General features: G+C 71.3%; 16 protein-coding genes and 2 tRNA genes. 11 read left to right on the top strand and 7 right to left on the bottom strand.

Going from position 1 to position 16,919, the window contains the following annotated elements:
* Window positions 1-100 precede the first annotated feature (100 nt).
* The 3 genes from Q8A52_RS20585 to Q8A52_RS20575 all read left to right on the top strand — a co-directional run bounded on the left by Q8A52_RS20585 (window position 101) and on the right by Q8A52_RS20575 (window position 1,269).
* Complete coding sequence (locus tag Q8A52_RS20585) at window positions 101-472, top strand: hypothetical protein (RefSeq protein ID WP_316754129.1); 372 nt, start codon at window positions 101-103, stop codon at window positions 470-472.
* A gap of 55 nt (window positions 473-527) precedes the next feature.
* Window positions 528-1,205, top strand: coding sequence for a bifunctional DNA primase/polymerase (locus Q8A52_RS20580; protein WP_332845896.1), 678 nt, complete (start codon window positions 528-530; stop codon window positions 1,203-1,205).
* Window positions 1,196-1,269, top strand: a tRNA-Lys gene (locus Q8A52_RS20575). Before Q8A52_RS20580 ends, Q8A52_RS20575 begins: the two co-directional genes overlap by 10 nt.
* 105 nt (window positions 1,270-1,374) lie before the next feature.
* On the opposite strand, the gene Q8A52_RS20570 is transcribed toward Q8A52_RS20575, so the two are convergent.
* Window positions 1,375-2,634 carry a M6 family metalloprotease domain-containing protein gene (locus tag Q8A52_RS20570; protein WP_316754127.1) on the bottom strand — a complete coding sequence of 420 codons (1,260 nt, stop codon included), beginning with the start codon at window positions 2,632-2,634 and terminating at the stop codon, window positions 1,375-1,377.
* A gap of 316 nt (window positions 2,635-2,950) precedes the next feature.
* Between Q8A52_RS20570 and Q8A52_RS20565 the strand changes: the two genes are divergently transcribed.
* Window positions 2,951-4,792, top strand: a complete 1,842-nt coding sequence (locus Q8A52_RS20565; protein WP_316754126.1) for a putative bifunctional diguanylate cyclase/phosphodiesterase — start codon at window positions 2,951-2,953, stop codon at window positions 4,790-4,792.
* Here Q8A52_RS20565 and Q8A52_RS20560 read toward each other — a convergent pair.
* Window positions 4,771-5,859 carry an LLM class flavin-dependent oxidoreductase gene (locus Q8A52_RS20560; RefSeq protein ID WP_316754125.1) on the bottom strand — a complete coding sequence of 363 codons (1,089 nt, stop codon included), beginning with the start codon at window positions 5,857-5,859 and terminating at the stop codon, window positions 4,771-4,773. The genes Q8A52_RS20565 and Q8A52_RS20560 overlap by 22 nt on opposite strands.
* 479 nt (window positions 5,860-6,338) lie before the next feature.
* On the bottom strand, window positions 6,339-7,070 hold the full coding sequence (locus Q8A52_RS20555; protein ID WP_316754124.1) for a maleate cis-trans isomerase family protein: 732 nt from the start codon (window positions 7,068-7,070) through the stop codon (window positions 6,339-6,341).
* A 268-nt stretch (window positions 7,071-7,338) separates the two neighbouring features.
* On the opposite strand from Q8A52_RS20555, the gene Q8A52_RS20550 reads away from it, so the two are divergent.
* From Q8A52_RS20550 to Q8A52_RS20520, 7 genes are all read left to right on the top strand, one after another.
* On the top strand, window positions 7,339-8,292 hold the full coding sequence (locus Q8A52_RS20550; protein WP_316754123.1) for a D-2-hydroxyacid dehydrogenase: 954 nt from the start codon (window positions 7,339-7,341) through the stop codon (window positions 8,290-8,292).
* 81 nt (window positions 8,293-8,373) lie between these two features.
* A complete protein-coding gene (gene ehuB, locus Q8A52_RS20545) occupies window positions 8,374-9,297 on the top strand; it encodes an ectoine/hydroxyectoine ABC transporter substrate-binding protein EhuB (protein WP_316754122.1) in 924 nt (307 codons plus the stop codon).
* Complete coding sequence (gene ehuC, locus Q8A52_RS20540; protein ID WP_316754121.1) at window positions 9,294-10,022, top strand: ectoine/hydroxyectoine ABC transporter permease subunit EhuC; 729 nt, start codon at window positions 9,294-9,296, stop codon at window positions 10,020-10,022. Before ehuB ends, ehuC begins: the two co-directional genes overlap by 4 nt.
* Window positions 10,019-10,669 carry an ectoine/hydroxyectoine ABC transporter permease subunit EhuD gene (gene ehuD / locus Q8A52_RS20535; protein WP_316754120.1) on the top strand — a complete coding sequence of 217 codons (651 nt, stop codon included), beginning with the start codon at window positions 10,019-10,021 and terminating at the stop codon, window positions 10,667-10,669. The genes ehuC and ehuD overlap by 4 nt, the downstream gene beginning before the upstream one ends.
* Window positions 10,659-11,441 carry an ectoine/hydroxyectoine ABC transporter ATP-binding protein EhuA gene (gene ehuA / locus Q8A52_RS20530; protein ID WP_316754119.1) on the top strand — a complete coding sequence of 261 codons (783 nt, stop codon included), beginning with the start codon at window positions 10,659-10,661 and terminating at the stop codon, window positions 11,439-11,441. Before ehuD ends, ehuA begins: the two co-directional genes overlap by 11 nt.
* Window positions 11,442-11,637: 196 nt before the next feature.
* On the top strand, window positions 11,638-12,396 hold the full coding sequence (locus Q8A52_RS20525; RefSeq protein WP_316754118.1) for an IclR family transcriptional regulator: 759 nt from the start codon (window positions 11,638-11,640) through the stop codon (window positions 12,394-12,396).
* Window positions 12,397-12,499: 103 nt separating this feature from the next.
* Window positions 12,500-12,573 (top strand) — tRNA-Lys (locus tag Q8A52_RS20520).
* 55 nt (window positions 12,574-12,628) lie between these two features.
* Here Q8A52_RS20520 and Q8A52_RS20515 read toward each other — a convergent pair.
* From Q8A52_RS20515 to Q8A52_RS20500, 4 genes are all read right to left on the bottom strand, one after another.
* Complete coding sequence (locus Q8A52_RS20515; protein WP_316754117.1) at window positions 12,629-14,335, bottom strand: AMP-binding protein; 1,707 nt, start codon at window positions 14,333-14,335, stop codon at window positions 12,629-12,631.
* A gap of 43 nt (window positions 14,336-14,378) precedes the next feature.
* Window positions 14,379-14,843, bottom strand: a complete 465-nt coding sequence (locus Q8A52_RS20510) for a DUF3592 domain-containing protein (RefSeq protein ID WP_316754116.1) — start codon at window positions 14,841-14,843, stop codon at window positions 14,379-14,381.
* Between the two features lie 172 nt (window positions 14,844-15,015).
* On the bottom strand, window positions 15,016-15,621 hold the full coding sequence (locus Q8A52_RS20505; protein WP_316754115.1) for a lytic polysaccharide monooxygenase auxiliary activity family 9 protein: 606 nt from the start codon (window positions 15,619-15,621) through the stop codon (window positions 15,016-15,018).
* A 148-nt stretch (window positions 15,622-15,769) separates the two neighbouring features.
* A complete protein-coding gene (locus Q8A52_RS20500; protein WP_316754114.1) occupies window positions 15,770-16,891 on the bottom strand; it encodes an SPFH domain-containing protein in 1,122 nt (373 codons plus the stop codon).
* Window positions 16,892-16,919 lie beyond the last annotated feature (28 nt).

Genomic DNA, 16,919 nt, shown 5'->3' with positions numbered 1-16,919 from the left:
CCCTGAAGCGCTCCCCATGGCCCCTTGCGCGGGCGCGCGACAATGGACGGTGGCCCACCCAGAAGGCGGTGCCCATCGAACCGTAAGAGGAGGAGAAGACATGGCGGAGCCCACGCCGCGTCGGAACGAACCGCGGCTACGCCCCGCGCCCTTGCTCTTCGAGCCCGTGGAGGCGGTTTCCGACCCTGAGCACTTCTTCGACCTGGAGTCGATCGAGGATCCGCGTGCCCTGCTGGCGCGGGCGACAGAGCTGATGCAAGCGTTCAGCGCGGCCACCGACCGGGCGATGGAGTACCAGGCCATCGCCGCGGCACAGCTGGCCGATCCCCGGCGGTTCGACCGGCTGACCCCGGCCGACATCGCGGAGCGGGCGGAGTGGACCGAGGACTACGCCAGGAGAATGGTCGAGTTCGGGCGGGATCTGATGCGCGGCGCCAGTGCCGAGGGCCGGGGTACCGCCGATCCCGTATGAGCGCCTGAGCGGGTGAGCGAAGCGCCGCAGGCGCCGTGGACACCCCGCGCGGCATATGCCAGGCGGGCAAGATACCCCTCCCCGCCTCCTCCCGTCCTCGTTTTCCGCAACCCTCCGGAAGTGCCCGCTCACCGGCGGTAGATGTATGCCCATGAGCAGTACACGGAATGTCACCTCCGACGGCGCCGCCTGGCTCGCCTCTGCGGGAACGTATCCGCCCAGCACACTCGATTTCTGGGCGGAACGCCCGGACGCACCGGTGGTCCTGCCCTGCGGTGCCACCTTCGACGTGGCGAACGTGCCGGCGGTCTTCGGACGCCGGATGCTGGACCGGCTGTGGGACGAGGGGCCGGGGTCCGGGCCCGTCGCGGTGTTCCGGGGCCGGATGCTCCTGTTCGCCGCACCGGGCACCGCCCAGCGGCTGCCCTCGCTGCTGGCCTGGGAGGAATGGGGGGCGCGGGAGGGTGTCAGCGGCCGGACGGGGGCCGTGCCTCCCCTCATCTGCCACGGCACCGGGGACGCCGTGACCGTCCCGGCGCTCACCGGCGACGGCGCACCCGCCTCCGGCGGCTCCCGCTGGCTGGTCGCACCCGACACCCGGCACCCCTGGCTGCCCGGCCCCGAGATCCTGCTCTGGGCGGCCGTACGGGCGGCCCGCGCAGGCGTACGGATATCGATTTTTCCTCCCGCCGATCAGGATGCTAAGGTCTACGACGTCAGCAGGCGCCGCTAGCTCAGTTGGTTAGAGCAGCTGACTCTTAATCAGCGGGTCCGGGGTTCGAGTCCCTGGCGGCGCACGCATCCACGATGGCGGGCCGAGTTCGAGAGAACTCGACCCGCCATTGTTGTTCTCTCAACCTTCTGCCCGCGCCGCAGGTGACTTCGCAGGGCACCGCACGCGCTCAGGCGACGACCCGTGGTGTGATCTTCACCGTCCACGCCCCCGACGCCGTGCGCCCCTCCACCTCCACCTTCACGCCCTCCCCGGGCACCGTGAAGCTCTCCCCGAGACCGACCGGCGCATCGGCCAGCGGCGCGTACACCGAGTCCTCCCAGCAGGCCTCGGTGTGCGGATGGGCGTCCACGACCTCGACCGGGCCGCCCCCGGACGCCGCCTCACCACGCACCCGGTACACGAGCACACCCTCCCGGCAGGTCGCATGGTCGTTCCCGGCCGGGCCACGGGCCTCGAAAGCCAGCGCGCTGTCCGCCCCCGTGCGCACGACGGCCAGCTTCGTGCCGTCGCCCAGCCCGAACGCCGGCGCGCCGGACGCGGCCGCGACGGGGGTCCCCGGTCCGGCGGCGAGGGGTTCGAGGGTCAGCCGTGTGGGTCCGGCTCCCTGGACGCAGGCCACCTGGCGGGGATCGAGCCAGCCCAGCTTCCACTTGTGCCAGGCGAACAGATCCGGGGACAGTCCGAACTGGCTGCCCATCAGGTCCCAGTCCCCGACGTACGTGTCCCAGTCGCCCTTCCCGTCCGCCGGGCGGTGGTACAGGTCCGGCAGGTCGAAGAGGTGCCCCGTCTCGTGCGCGAGGACCAGCCGGTCCGGCGGATGGTGCTCGAAGACCGTGACGACCCGCCGTACGTCCGTGCCGTCGACATGGACCGGGCTGTCGAGGTTGACGACCTTCGTCGCGTCGGAGTCCACGCCGGGCGCGTCCGGGTCGGCCACGAAGTACACGATGTCGTACCGCGAGAAGTCGACCTCGTGGTCGGCCACGGCGAAGGCGTCGCGCAGATAGGCGGCCCGCCGTGTCGGGTTCCAGTCGCGCCGTATGGCGTACGACGTCGACGGGTGCGGCATGCGCAGCCAGTGCGTCAGCGGGTGCGGGAGCAGCGTGAACTTCCCGTAGGAGGCCTGCTCGAAGAAGCGGCTGGTGGCCGGGAAGTGGTCGGCGGTCAGCTCCGCGGGAGTGGTGTGCGGGGTGGCGTCCGGGAAGGAGAGGAACACCATCACGGCCGACATCGGGCGGGTCGGCCGGGCGTAGGCGGGGTTCCAGGTGTCCACGCCCTCCGAGTGGTGCGCGTCGGTCCGGCGCAGCGCGCACGGAGCCGTGGAGAACGGCTCGGCGGCCGAGGGGCCGGACAGGATCGAGGTCGCCGCGAGCGCCGACAACGCGGTGAACGCCGCGGCGGTGCTGCGCAGCTGAGGACGCGGCACGAAAGGACCTCCGGTTGCGGTTCACGGGACACCGCACCCAGCGTGTGTGACTTTGCTGCCCTTCGTCCTGTTTGTCTGCACCAGAAGAGTGAGGGGCCGCGAATTGGGCCGAGTGGGCGACACCCCGGAACACTCACGGAACGTCACAAGTGGTCGCGGGCCTGAAGAAGCCGTCCACGTGCGGGCAGAAACGATCTGTCAGAACCGCCGGTTCGTCGGGGACACTGGAGAGTGGCTGGAAGGCCCCGGGGCCAGCCCCTATGATCGGCACACTTTCCTGCACGGACAGACATCGAGTGCACTGCGGGAGCGAGCGGTGAGCGGAACGTCCGAAGGGCCGACGCCCACGGCAGACCTCGACCGGTCGGCCGTCACAGAGAGTGACTTCAGTGCGCCTGCTTGTGCCGAGTCCCGCCCCGATCCCCCGGCGGACGCGTACCGCACCGTCTTCGCGACCGCCCCGCTCGCCATGGCGGTGGTCGACCGCGAGGGCCTGGTCGTCGACGCCAACGACGCGTTCGGCACGCTGCTCGGCACGGCCCCCGACGCGCTCGCCGACCGCATCGCCGCCGACCTGGTGGACCTGGCCTCCGACGCCCGCACCTGGCACGCCTACCGCGAGGTGCTGCGCGGCAGGCAGGCGAAGCTGCGCTGCACCCGCCGGCTGAAGCACCCCGACGGCCGCTCGGTGTGGGCACAGGTCTCGGTCGCGCCGCTGGCCGGTTCCGCACCCGGTGTCCTGCTGTCCGTCGTCGACATCAGCGGGCGCCGTGAACTCCAGGCCAGACTACGGCACTTGCAGATGCACGACCCGGTGACCCGGCTGCCCAACCGCACGCTGTTCTTCGAGCGGCTGTCGGCCGCGCTGGAGGCGGAGTCGTACGAGCAGAGCGGCACGGGCCGGATCGGTCTGTGCTACCTGGACCTGGACGGCTTCAAGGCGGTCAACGACACCCTCGGCCACCGCATCGGCGACCGGCTGCTGGCCGCCGTCGCCGAACGCCTGACCAGGGTCGCCGACGAGGCCGGGTGCGCCCGCACCGGCGCGCCCCTGGTCGCCAGGCTCGGCGGCGACGAATTCGCCCTGCTGGTGGAGGACTCGACGGGCACCGAACAGCTGGCCGACCTGGCCGAGACGGCCCTGGAGGCCCTGCAGGCCCCCTTCGACCTGGCGGGCCAGCGACTGTCGCTCACGGCGTCGATCGGTGTCGTCGAACGCCACGCCGCAGGGACGACGGCCACCGGCCTGATGCAGGCCGCCGATACGACGCTGTACTGGGCGAAGGCCGACGGCAAGGCCCGCTGGACGCTGTTCGACCCGGAGCGCAACGCGCACCGCATGACCCGCCAGGCGCTCTCCTCGACGCTCCGCCCCGCGATCGACCGGGGCGAATTCGCCCTGGAATACCAGCCGTTGGTCGGGATGGAGGACGGAAGGCTGCGCGGCGTGGAGGCATTGGTCCGCTGGAATCATCCTCAGTTCGGCACACTGACGCCGAATCGGTTCATCGGACTGGCCGAGGAGGACGGCTCCATCGTCCCGCTCGGCCGCTGGGCGCTGGCCACCGCCTGCCGCCAGGCGCGCCGCTGGCAGCTGGACCACCCCGACGAGCCGCCGATCTTCGTGAGCGTCAATGTGGCGGTCCGTCAGGTGTGGGACTCGGACCTGGTGGCGGACGTGGCGGAGACCCTCGCGGAAACGGGCCTGGCCCCGCATCTGTTGCAGCTCGAACTGACCGAGTCCGCGGTGATGGGCTCGGCGGGCCGCCCGCTGCAGACGCTCCAGGCACTCAGCGACATGGGTGTCCGCATCGCCATCGACGACTTCGGCACCGGCTACTCGAACCTGGCGTACCTGAGCCGACTGCCGGTGTCGGTCCTCAAGCTGGACGGCTCGTTCGTACGGGGCTTCCAGTACGACGACCCCGGCGATCGCCCGAACCCGGCCGACGAGGTCGTGGTGGAGGCGATGATCCAGCTGGCCCACCGCCTCGGCCTCACGGTGACCGCCGAGTGCGTGGAGACGTCCGCCCAGGCGACCCGGCTGCGCCACATCGGCTGCGACACCGGCCAGGGCTGGCTGTACTCCCGCCCGGTGTCGCCGGATCGTATCTCCGAGCTGCTGGGGACCGAGGCCTATGCGGTCGGCAACCCGTAGGCGTCCGCGATCAGTTCGTACGAGCGCAGCCGCAGCTCGCCGCGGTGGGCGTGGGAGGTGAGCATCAACTCGTCGGCGCCGGTGCGCTTCTGGAGGTCGTCCAGCCCGGAGCGGACCTCGTCGGCGGTGCCGTGCACGATGTTGCCGGCCCAGGAGCGGACGAACTCCTCCTCGTACGGGCTGAATTCGTACTTGGCGGCGTCGTCCGGGTCGGGGAAGAGCCCCGGGCGGCCGCTGCGCAGCCGGATCATGTTCAGCGCGGTGGCCCGCACCTGGCGGCGCGCTTCCTCCTCCTCGTCGGTGGCGAGGGCGGAGACGCCGATGAGGGCGTAGGGGGCGTCGAGGACGCCGGACGGGCGGAAGGACTCCCGGTACAGGTCGAGGGCCGGGACGGTGTTCTGCGCGGAGAAGTGATGGGCGAAGGCGAACGGCAGGCCCAGCAGGCCGGCCAGCCGGGCGCTGAAGCCGGAGGAGCCGAGCAGCCAGATCGGCGGGCGGTGCGGCGACTGGACCCCGCCGGGCGCGGTGCCCTGCACCGGTCCGGGGATCGCGTGGATCCGCGCGTAGGGATGGCCGTCCGGGAAGTCGTCGTCCAGGAAGCGGGTGAGCTCGGCGAGCTGCTGCGGGAAGTCGTCGGCGCCTTCGTCGAGGATGTCCGTACGGCGCAGGGCGGCGGCAGTGGCCCCGTCCGTGCCCGGGGCGCGGCCCAGGCCGAGGTCGATCCGGCCGGGTGCCATCGCCTCCAGCGTGCCGAACTGCTCCGCGATGACCAGGGGAGCGTGATTGGGCAGCATGACCCCGCCCGACCCGAGCCGGATCCGCTCGGTGTGGGCGGCCAGATGCGCCAGGATCACCGCGGGCGAGGAGGAGGCCACGCCCGGCATGGAGTGGTGCTCCGCGACCCAGTACCGGTGAAATCCCCGCGCCTCCGCGAACCGCGACAGCGCGACGCTGGTACGCAGCGCATCACCGGCGGTACGCCCCGCGCCGACGGTCACCAGGTCCAGTACGGAGAGGGGGACGGGGGCGGTCCCGTACGTCGTCCCCCGGATCTCATCTGCCGACACGGTGTGCGCCTCCTGCTGTCTCGGCCGTGCGCTGTCCTGCGGACCTAACAGGAGGCACTCTCCGCTTTATTCCCGACGAGACGCTGCCGCTCCCGGGCACGGGCCGGCTGCACTCCCGGCAACTGCGTCCCCGCCCCCGGCCCGACGCTTCCCAAGCCCCGGCCCCGGCTCGGAGGCGTCCTCCATCCCGACACGAAGACGTCCCCGTCCCCGACGCAGCGCATCCCTGACGCCGGCGCGGCGCGCCTCTGTCTCCGCGCCTCCAAGTCCGGTGCGACGACGCTCCCCCTCCCGGCGCAGCACCTCGCCATCCTTGGCGCGGCGCGCTCCGCCGTCTCCACGTCACCCGATCCCGACGCGGCGGGCCCCCAATCCCGGCACGAAGACGCCCCTGCCCCCGGCGCCGCAGGTCCCCCGCCACGAGCACGGCGCATCCCCGTCCCCGGCACGGGGACGTCCCCCATCACGGCCGCAGGCCGTCACACCTGTACGACCGGTTCCCGGGTGAACAGCGTGCCCAGTTCCGGGGCGTTCACTCGGCGGTCTGTGAGACGCAGGGCCTCCCATACCGTGACCTGGTTCGCCGTGAGGACGGGTTTGGAGAGGGACTTCTCCAGTAGGGGGATGTAGGCGGCCGTGCGCAGTGCGGTGTCCGGGAGCAGAATCGCCTCCGCGTCCGGGGCGTCCGCCGCTCGCGCCAGCGTCAGGACCTCCTCCTCCCCCCAGGTGCCGACCTCCGTCGCCGAGGTTGCCCCGGCCGCCCGTGCCGCGGTCACCTCCACGCCCCCGGCCCGCAGGAAGTCCGTGAACAGGGACGTCACGTCCTCGGGGTAGGTCGCCCCGACCGCCACCCGCCGCACCCCGATCTCCCGCGCCGCGTGCACGAAGGCGAAGGACGTCGAGGAGGACGGCATGCCCGCCGTCCGGGCCAGGGCGCGCACCTGGTCCCGGGCGCCTTCCCAGCCGTACACGAAGCTGCCGGCGGTGGACGCCCACACCGCCGTCTCCGCCCCCGCCAGCCGCAGCTCCTCCACCGCCGCCGCCAGCCGCTCCGGCTCGCCCGTGCGTCGCAGCGCGTCCACCCGGTGCGCGCCCTCGCCGACGTCCGTACGGACCATGTCCACCCGGATGCCGCCGCCCAGGAGCTGCTCGATGCGCGGATAGTCGTCCTCGGCGAAACGGCCCGGGTAGAGGAATCCGAGTGCGGTCATGGCCAGCCCTCCTGCTGTATTCGTCCGGTGTATTCGTCCGGCGACGCCTGATACGGCCCCACGGCTCGGGTACCCAGTCACCGCGCCCCCGCCCCGCACCGTGACCTGGTTGGCGGACAACGCCGGAATCGGTTGCTCCGATTCCGGCGAACGTGATCACCGGAGGACAACGACTCGTGGGCACCCATGTGTTGACGAGGGTGGGTCCAGGTGCGAGCGTGGTCAATCCGCGCATGTCAGACACCCCTCTCCCGCTCGGAGGAACCGCTTGCCGACGCCCGTCCCGACCCTCCTCGTGCTCGACGCCGACCCCCTCCCGCGCCTCGGCCGCCTCACCGGTCGCGCCCGCGTCGTACACACGGACGCGGCCGCCCTCGCCGAGCGCCTCCCGGCGGCCGACGTCCTGCTGGTCTGGGACTTCACCTCGCACGCGGTGCGCGAGGCCTGGCCGGGCGAGGGCCCCCGCCCGCGCTGGGTGCACACGGCGAGCGCGGGCGTCGACCATCTGATGTGCCCGGAGCTCGCCGCCTCCGGCACCGTGGTGACCAACGCGCGCGGGATCTTCGACCAGCCCGTCGCCGAGTACGTCGCCGCCCTGGTCCTGGCGATCACCAAGGACCTGCCCCGGACCCTGGATCTCCAGCGGGAGCGGACCTGGTGCCACCGCGAGACCCGGCGGCTGGCGGGCACGCGCGCGTGCGTGGTCGGCTCCGGGCCCATCGGCCGTACGATCGCCCGGACGCTGAAGGCACTCGACGTCACCACCGCCCTCGTCGGACGTGTCCCGCGCACCGGCATCCACGGCCCCGACGACCTGGACCGGCTGATGTCCCGGGCGGACTGGGTGATCGCGGCGGCGCCGCTGACCGAGCAGACCCAGGGCATGTTCGACCTGCGCCGCTTCGGCGTGATGCAGCCCTCGGCGCACTTCATCAACGTCGGCCGCGGCGCACTGGTCGTCGAGGACGCGCTCGCCGAGGCGCTGACAAGGCGCTGGATCGCGGGCGCGGCCCTGGACGTGTTCGCGGACGAACCCCTCAGCCCGGACAGTCCGTTGTGGCGGATCCCCGGTCTGATCGTGTCCCCGCACATGAGCGGCGACACGGTCGGCTGGCGGGACGAACTCGGCGTGCAGTTCGTGGAGCTGTTCGAGCGGTGGGCCGCGGGGAGACCCCTGGTCAACGTGGTCGACAAGCAGCGCGGATACGTGCCGGGCCACTGAGCGGACATCCCTGGCCCCCCGATTTGCGATGCACAAGGTTTGCGACGCATAAGGAGCGTGGTCCCGGGTAGCCGCGCCGCCATGGCTCCACGACTTGGCAGACCGCAGCGCACAGCCGGGCCCCCGCCCGGGTCCGGACACTCCCGGCGGTCGGTGCTCGCCGCGCTCGGCGGACTCGGCGCGCTGGGTGCCGCGGGCTGCACGCGCGTGGCCACCGCGGCCGGCACGAACGGCGGCGACCTGCTCGACCGGCTCCGGGCGCAGGGTGTCGTACGGCTCGGGATCGCCGGCGAGATCCCCTTCGGGTACATCGACAAGGACGGTCGTCTCACGGGCGAGGCCCCGGAGTTGGCGAAGGCCGTCTTCAAACGGCTCGGGGTCGACCGGGTCCAGCCGGTGCCGACCGAGTTCGGCTCGCTCATCCCCGGACTGAAATCCCAGCAGTTCGACGTCGTGGCCGCCGGGATGTACGTCAATCCCGACCGCTGCGAGCAGGTGATCTTCGCCGATCCCGACTACCAGATGCTCGACTCCTTCATCGTGCGCAAGGGCAATCCGATGGGCCTGCACGACTACAAGGACGTGGTGGCGAAGAAGGCGAAATTCGCCACCGGAACCGGATACGCCGAGATCCAGTACGCCGTCGAGGCGGGGTACAAGGAGAACGACATCCTGATCGTCCCCGACCAGGTCGCCGGACTGAACGCCGTGGAGGCCGGACGCGCCGACGTGTTCGCCGGTACGGCGCTCACCACCCGCGAGGTCGTGAAGAAGTCCGCCAAGGCCGAGGCCACCAAGGCCTTCACCCCGCTGGTCGACGGCAAACCCCATGTGGACGGGGGCGCGTTCGCGTTCCGGTCGGCCGAGACACGACTGCGGGACGCCTTCAACGTGGAGCTGCACAAGCTGAAGAAGAGCGGCGAACTCTTCCGGATCCTGCGGCCGTTCGGCTTCACCGAGGCCGAGATGACCGACCTCACCGCGAAGGAGCTGTGCGGCGGATGACCACGGGCCTGTGGAAACTCGTACTCGAAGGAGTCTGGACCACCCTCCAGCTGCTGGTGCTCAGCGCCCTGCTGGCCACGGCGGTCTCCTTCGCCGTGGGCATCGCCCGCACCCACCGGCTGCGGACCGTCCGCTTTCTCGCCGGCTTCTACACCGAGGTGTTCCGCGGCACCTCGGCCCTGGTAATGATCTTCTGGGTGTTCTTCGTGCTGCCGGTCGCCTTCGGCTGGCAGCTGGTGCCGCTGTGGGCGGGCACCCTGGCGCTCGGGCTGACCTACGGGGCTTACGGTGCGGAGATCGTGCGCGGCGCGCTGACCGCGGTCGACCCGGCGCAGCGGGAGGGCGGCGTCGCGCTGAGCTTCACGCCCTGGCAGCGGCTGCGGCTGATCCTGCTGCCACAGGCGGTGCCGGAGATGATCCCGTCCTTCTGCAACCTGCTGGTCGAGCTGCTCAAGGGCACCGCCCTGGTCTCGATCACCGGCATGGGCGACCTGGCGTTCAGCGGCAACCTGGTGCGGCTGGCGCTGCAGGAGAGTGCGCACATCTACACCTATCTGCTGCTGATCTACTTCGCGATCGCGTTCGTGATCACCCGGCTGATGCGTGGCCTGGAGAAGCGTCTGAAAGCCGGGATCGGCAAGGATCCCGGGACGGAATCCTCGGCGCGTGAGCTGAAGCGCGCGCAGACGACCGGGGTCGGAGCCGCGGGCGGTGGTGTCGCGTGACGTGGGACTGGAGTGCCGTACGCGAGTTCATGCCGCATTTCTGGGACGGTCTGCTGGTCACCCTGCAGGCGCTGGTCCTCGGCTCGCTGATCTCGTTCACGCTGGGGCTGGTCTGGACGCTGCTGATGCGGACACCGACCCGCTTCGTGCGCTGGCCGGTGGGGATCGTGACGGAGTTCGTCCGCAACACCCCGCTGCTGGTACAGCTGTTCTTCCTCTTCTACGTGCTGCCCGAGTGGGGACTGACCTTCTCGGCGCTGACCACCGGTGTCTTCGCGATCGGGCTGCACTACTCGACGTACACGATGCAGGTCTACCGGGCCGGCATCGAAGCCGTGCCCGCCGGGCAGTGGGAGGCGGCGACGGCGCTGAGTCTGCCGGTGCGGCGGACCTGGACGGTGGTGATCCTGCCGCAGGCCCTGCGCCGGGTCGTGCCGCCGCTCGGCAACTACGTCATCGCGATGCTCAAGGACACACCGATCCTGATGTCGATCACCGTGCTGGAGATGCTGGGCCGGGCGCGGCTCTTCTCCCAGCAGCACTTCCAGTTCACCGAGCCGGTGACGGTGATCGGCGTGGCCTTCATCGTCATCTCCTATCTCGCCTCCCTTCTTCTGCGCACCCTGGAGCGTCGCCTTGTCCGTTGAGACCAGCAAGCAGCCAGTCGCCACCGACACCCGTCCGACCGAACTGATCCGGCTGGCGGGGGTGACCAAGCGGTTCGGGGACAACACCGTTCTGGACCGGCTCGACCTGTCCGTGGAGGCGGGGCGGCACGTCACCCTGATCGGCCCCTCCGGCTCCGGCAAGACCACGATCCTGCGGCTGCTGATGACCCTCACCGAGCCGGACGAGGGCACGATCACCGTCGACGGGCAGCCGCTCTTCCCGGCGCCCGAGAAGCAGGTCCGGGAGGTCCGCAAGAAGATCGGGATGGTGTTCCAGCAGTTCAATCTGTTCCCGAACATGAGCGTGCTGCGGAACGTCACCGAGGCCCCGGTCACCGTCCTCGGCCTGTCGAAGGACGAAGCGGAGGCCCGCGCCCGCGAGCTGCTGGACATGGTGGGGCTCGCCGACAAGTGCGACGCCCGCCCGACCCAGCTGTCCGGGGGCCAGCAGCAGCGGGTGGCGATCGCCCGGGCCCTGGCGATGCGGCCCAAGGTGCTGCTCCTGGACGAGGTGACCTCCGCGCTCGACCCCGAGCTGGTCGCGGGCATCCTCGATCTGCTCAGGGACATCGCCCGCACCACCGACATCACCATGCTCTGTGTGACCCACGAGATGAATTTCGCCCGGGACATCTCCGACCAGGTGCTGATGTTCGACGCCGGCCGCATCGTCGAGGCGGGCCCGCCGGAGCGGATCTTCGGCGATCCGGAGCAGGAACGGACCCGGGAATTTCTCAGCGCCGTGCTGTGACTACGGGAAGTGAACGCACGAACACCCGAGGTCTCGACGCCGGGTCATGACGAGGGCATATGCCAGTGTGCCTGCGCCGCAGCTGAGAGCGCCAGAATCTGACCAACGCCCCCTCCACACATGGCTCTTGCCGGTTATCGTGGAGAAGATTCGCCGTCCGGACTACGGCCAAAGAGCAAGCGCAGGGGGGACCACCGTGGCGCTGATGCACGAGCCGACCGCCCCGTACCACTCCGCACAGGACGCCCTGCGTGTCCTGGAGACCGTGGCACAACACTCGACCGGCGTCACCGACACGGAGCTGACCCGCAGCACCGGCCTGGCCCCCGAGCGCCTGACCGCGCTGCTGCGCATGCTGCGCCGCGAGGGGTACGTGGAGCAGGTCGCCGACGGCGCGTACGTCACCGGGGAGACCCTCAGGCGCCTCGGCTCCGCCCACGGCCGCGAGCAGGCGCTCGCCGAGAAGCTCCAGCAGACCCTGGACCGGCTGCGCGACTCGGTCGGTGCCGCCGTGTATCTGAGCCGGTACGTGGACGGCGAGGTGCGGATCGGCCAGTACGCCGACGGTCCGGACACGCCCGCGGTCAACGAGTGGGTGGACTTCCGCTCCTCCGCCCACGCCACCGCGATCGGCAAGAGCCTGCTCACCCAGCTGGACCACAACGCCCGCCGCGACCACCTCTCCCGTCACAGGATGGCCCGCCTCACCTCGCGCACCATCACCAGCGACAAGCTCCTGCTCTCCCGTCTGGAGTCCCAGCCGGCGACGGTGCCCGTCCTGGACCTCCAGGAGTACGCGATCGGCACGGTGTGCGCGGCGGTGCCGATCACGGCCGGTTCCTCGGTGGGCTGTCTGGCGCTGTCCCTGCCGGTGGAGCACGCGCACCGGCTGAAGCGTGCGGCGGACGCGCTCAACCGCAGCGCAGCGCCCGTGCTGCTCTCGCTGGCGATCTAGGCCCTGTCGTCCTGGGGTGTGCCCGGGGTGGTCACGAGCACCCCTGCGGACCAGGTAGTATTTTCTTCGTCGCCGACCGCAGGACGCGGAAGGCGGGAGTCATGCGCCGCTAGCTCAGTTGGTTAGAGCAGCTGACTCTTAATCAGCGGGTCCGGGGTTCGAGTCCCTGGCGGCGCACAACGACGATGGCGAGACATGTCCGCGGAAGCGTGGACCTGGCTCGCCATCTCTGTTATTGCGTGGCTACGCCGCGCGTGGTAGGGGCTCCGCCATCCACACCCCCCGCTGAAGGGCCCTTCGCCGCAGCGAGGGGCCCTTCGACGTCTTCCCTGGTCAGCCTCCGGTACGCGGCCTCCCCGGGCGGCCGCCACCACACGGGGTCGGCACACCGGAACCCCTCGCGCCGCAGCCGGGTCCGCTCGATCTTGTTGGTGGCGGTCACGGGCATCCGCTCCACCACCCGCACGAACCGGGGTGCCATCTTCGTCCCGAGGTCGGGCTGGGCCCGCAGGAATTCCGCGAAGGACCCCGGGTCGAACCGCCCGGCGACGGTCGCCATCACCTGGTCCCCGGTCACCGGGTCGGGCACGCCGTACACGGCGACGGCCACCGCCCCCGCGTACCGGGCGACGATGTTCTCGATCATCGCGGCGGCCAGATTCTCCCCGTCGACCCGGATGCGGTCGTCGGTGCGGCCGGCGAAGTACAGATACCCCTCGGCATCCCGGTAGAAGAGGTCCCCGGTCCAGTAGGCCCCTCCCCCACTCCCGGCTTCGCTCGAGCGGGGGGACCCCGATCGCCGCCGCTCGGCTTCCGCGGCCGGATTGCGCCAGTACCCCTCGAAAGGACTGGGCCCCTGATTCACCAGCTCCCCGATGGCCTCCTCACCGTTGAGGAGCTGCCCGGCGGCATCGAATGCGGCCACCGGACACTCCCCCCCCGTACCCGGATCCCGCACCACCAGACCGGGCCCCGCCGGCCCCACCGCCCCCGCCGGTGTCCCCGGCGCCCACTGGATGGCCGCCCCGCCCTCCGACGATCCGTATCCCTCCACCAGCCGCACCCCGAACCGCCGCTCGAACGCCGCCGCGTCCACCGCCCCCGCCTCGGTGCCGAAGCCCATGCGGAGGGGGTTGTCCCGGTCGTCCGGCCGCGCCCCGGTGGCCAGGATGTACTGGACCGCCCGTCCGACATAGGTGAAGTACGTCGCCCGGTGCCGCCGGACGTCCGCCAGGAACCCGGACGCCGAGAACCGCCGCCGCAGCGCCACCCCCGCCCCGGCCGCCAGCGCGGGCGCCCAGTCCGCGATCACCGCGTTGCCGTGGAACATCGGCATGCAGACGTAGTGCACGTCGTCCGCACGGACGCCGAACTGCTCGACGAGCGAGCGTCCGGCCGCGGCCAGCCGGCCCTGGGAACAGATCGCGGCCTTGGGCGCGCCCGTGGAGCCGGAGGTGAAGTAGAGCAGGACGCGGTCGGAGGGGCCGGCGCGGTCCGGGTCGGGCACGGCGCCGGCGTACGCGGCGAGGAGGTCGTCGTACGCGTGGGTGTCGGTCACCAGGAGCCGTACCCCGGGCAGGTCGAGGCCGTCGAGGAGGGCCAGATGGGCCTTCTCGGTGACGAGGACCGGGCACTCGGAGTGCAGGATGTCGCGGGCCAGCTCCGGGCCCCGGCGCGTGGGGTTGATCCCGGCGACCGCCGCGCCCGCGAGCGCGGCCGCGCTCAGCCACAGCGGGAACTCGGGGGTGTTGTCGAGCAGCACCCCGACATGCGGTTCGGCGGCGCGCGGCAGCAGGTCCGCCAGGAGCGCCGCCCGGGCGGCCGCGCCGGCTGCCACCTCGTGGTGGGTCAGCTCCTGGTCCTCGAACCACAGCCCCGGCCGGTGGTCGCCCCACCGCGCCGCCACCATCTGCGCAACCGTGCCCCTCCGGTCCTCCATGGAGGGGCACGGTAGTTGACATACCGTCAGATGTGGAGCCCCGCTACGGCAGCAGCCCGTCCGACTCGGCGAAGATCACATGGGCCATGGCCATGAAGGCGATGCAGAAGGCGACGAACACGCCGAAGAAGACCAGCATGCAGCCCGTGCCGGCGGCGAGCTTCCCCCGGGCCGGCGGGTGGGCCGTGGCCCGCTCCGGGCGGTCCGGCAGGTAGTGCACGGTGACGATGTCGCCCTCGACGACGGTCGACGGGCCGTTCACCTCGTCGAACCGGACGGCGCGCCCCTCGCGCGTGGTGAACTCGTAGACATGGTGCAGGGTGGTGCTCACGGAGGTGTCGCCGCCGCCACCGCTGGTCGTCGTGTACGACCGCAGACAGCGCGCCTCGGCCGTGAGGCCGTGGTTCCAGGCACCGCTGATCTGCCGGGAGCGGGCGACCGTCTTGACGGCCATGACGGACACGCCGGCGATCATGATGAGCGGTATGACGTAGAACAGAACTTCCATGCGGTCCCCCGAGGTCGGTACGCCGACTGGATGATCGGCGTGGCGGGAACCTACCCCCGTCACCCGCGGGAGTGTCTCAAAGAAAGCTCAGAACTGCGGCACTGCCCACGTGCGTCGGCGGCCGGGCCGGAACCGGTGCTGCCGACGCACGCGAATCCCTACTGAGGCGGGCTCAGAAGGTGACGTCCGAGCAGGCGTAGAACGCGTTGCCCGTGTCGGCGATCGTCCACACCGCGAGGATGACGTGATGACCGCTCAGGCCGGACGGCAGGGTGCCGCTGTGGCTGAGCGTGGCGGGCGGGCGCTGCCCGTTGTAGGGGACCGTGAGGAACGGTGTGGTGTTGACGTCGGAGCGGGACAGGGCGTGGTTCTGGTTCCAGCCCTGCTTGGTGACGTAGTACTTGAAGTCGGTCGTGGCGTGCATGGCGGTGAACTGCCAGCGGAAGGTGTAGCTCTGATTACCCGTCACCCTGGTCGTCGGCCAGGCCGCGCCGGACGGCGTCCTCGGCGAGCTGAGCTGGGCGAACCGGCTCAGCCCGCCGTTGCAGATCTGCCCGTCGGCGGGACCGGCCGCCGGGAAGCCCTTGGGACCCTCGACGCTCTGCGGCTCCCACTGGATGTCGCCGCAGTTGGTCACGGTGCCGTTCTGGCAGAGCTTCTGCCTGCTGATGGGAAGGTCGGTGTAGCCGTGCCCGCTGGCACCGCCGGTGGAGAGCACGAAGGCTCCGGCGGTTGCCACGCCCAGCACGGCTGCGGACAACTTGGTCTTTGTGCGCATGCTGCCGCTCCTGGAGAACGTGGGGGAAGTTCAGTGAGCTGTGCAGGTCTAGACCAAGTCTCAGATTATTGCCGTTAGTTGAACATGTCCATACCAATCACGAGGGTCGAATCGCGGCCCGGGAGCGCGACCCGGGAGCGCCACCGCATCACGGCGCCGCCTCCCCGCGCCCCGAACAGAACGCCACGGTCAGGTCCCGCACCAACACCTTGCGCTCGTAGTCGTCCAGTTCGACGAGACCCCGCATGGTCAGCCGGGTCACCGTGTCCTCCACCGAGTCCACGACCGAACTGAGCATGGTGGCCCGCTGCTGCGCGTCCAGCGCGGCGATCCGGCGGCGGTGCATGGCGGCGGCCACCTCCGGGGCGTACTCCACCCGGACGGGCTGCACGGAGAACACCTCGAGCCCGACGGGCGCCGCATCCGCCACGACCATCCGGGTCAGCGCGTCCGTGGCCGCCTCCACCGCCCCCTTCGACGCACCCGGCATCTCCACCGGCACCCGGGCCAGCGCGGCCTCGACGCACTCGCGCAGATACGACTCGTGGTCCTCGACCCCGAGGGCGGCCCGCGCGGTGTCCCGCACCCGCCACACCACGAGCACCACCACCCGCAGCGCGACCCCGTTGCCGTCGGCCGCGGGCATCGGCTCGCTGCGCCAGTGCCGCAGCCGTACGTCGACCCGGCGGCGCAGCACCAGCGGATTGACCCAGAGCAGGCCGGTACGCCGGACCGTCCCCCGGTAGCGGCCGAACAGACCGAGCACCCAGGCCCGTCCGGTGGTGCCGCGGGCCAGCCCGCCGAAGCCGAACAGACCGAGCGCCCCGGCTCCGGCGTACGCCGCCCACTGGGCCGGGCCGACACCGGCACCGGTGTAGTCCGGAAGCCGCAGTGCCTCCACGGCGAACGCCGGCAGCACCCCGGCCCACCAGGAGGCGGCGAGGCACCCGGCCATCCCGCCGGCTCCGGCGAACACCCCGGCCGCCCCGGGCAGTACCCGCGCCGGGCGTTCGGACAGGTCGGGGTCGAGCTCCAGGACCGGCCGGGCCTTGGCGGGGACCGGACGTCTGAGCCGCGGCTGCTCGCCGGTGCCCTGTCTGCGGGCCACCACCGCGGTCCGCAGCGGCACCGGTGACGGGTCGGGGTCGTCACGGAACAGCAGATGGACGGGGATCTCGGTGGTCGCCTCGTTCTGGATCAGCCGGGCGGGGCGGGACGGCCCCTCGGGAGGTCCCTCCGGCTCGGGCGAGTGGGATGTGGTCGTACTCATGCGTGCCTCCAGCCTCCGCGCCAGATGC

It is taken from the genome of Streptomyces herbicida (assembly GCF_032656585.1).
Lineage (GTDB): Bacteria > Actinomycetota > Actinomycetes > Streptomycetales > Streptomycetaceae > Streptomyces > Streptomyces herbicida.
This window is presented reverse-complemented; position numbering and strand designations above follow the sequence as displayed.

What these genes read in the sequence shown, in the direction of transcription:
- Q8A52_RS20515 (WP_316754117.1), bottom strand. Translation starts at nt 14,335, where the DNA reads ATGGAGGACCGGAGGGGCACGGTTGCGCAGATGGTGGCGGCGCGGTGG.
- ehuC (WP_316754121.1), top strand. Translation starts at nt 9,294, where the DNA reads ATGACCACGGGCCTGTGGAAACTCGTACTCGAAGGAGTCTGGACCACC.
- Q8A52_RS20510 (WP_316754116.1), bottom strand. Translation starts at nt 14,843, where the DNA reads ATGGAAGTTCTGTTCTACGTCATACCGCTCATCATGATCGCCGGCGTG.
- Q8A52_RS20555 (WP_316754124.1), bottom strand. Translation starts at nt 7,070, where the DNA reads ATGACCGCACTCGGATTCCTCTACCCGGGCCGTTTCGCCGAGGACGAC.
- Q8A52_RS20500 (WP_316754114.1), bottom strand. Translation starts at nt 16,891, where the DNA reads ATGAGTACGACCACATCCCACTCGCCCGAGCCGGAGGGACCTCCCGAG.
- Q8A52_RS20585 (WP_316754129.1), top strand. Translation starts at nt 101, where the DNA reads ATGGCGGAGCCCACGCCGCGTCGGAACGAACCGCGGCTACGCCCCGCG.
- Q8A52_RS20580 (WP_332845896.1), top strand. Translation starts at nt 528, where the DNA reads ATGCCAGGCGGGCAAGATACCCCTCCCCGCCTCCTCCCGTCCTCGTTT.
- Q8A52_RS20505 (WP_316754115.1), bottom strand. Translation starts at nt 15,621, where the DNA reads ATGCGCACAAAGACCAAGTTGTCCGCAGCCGTGCTGGGCGTGGCAACC.
- ehuB (WP_316754122.1), top strand. Translation starts at nt 8,374, where the DNA reads ATGGCTCCACGACTTGGCAGACCGCAGCGCACAGCCGGGCCCCCGCCC.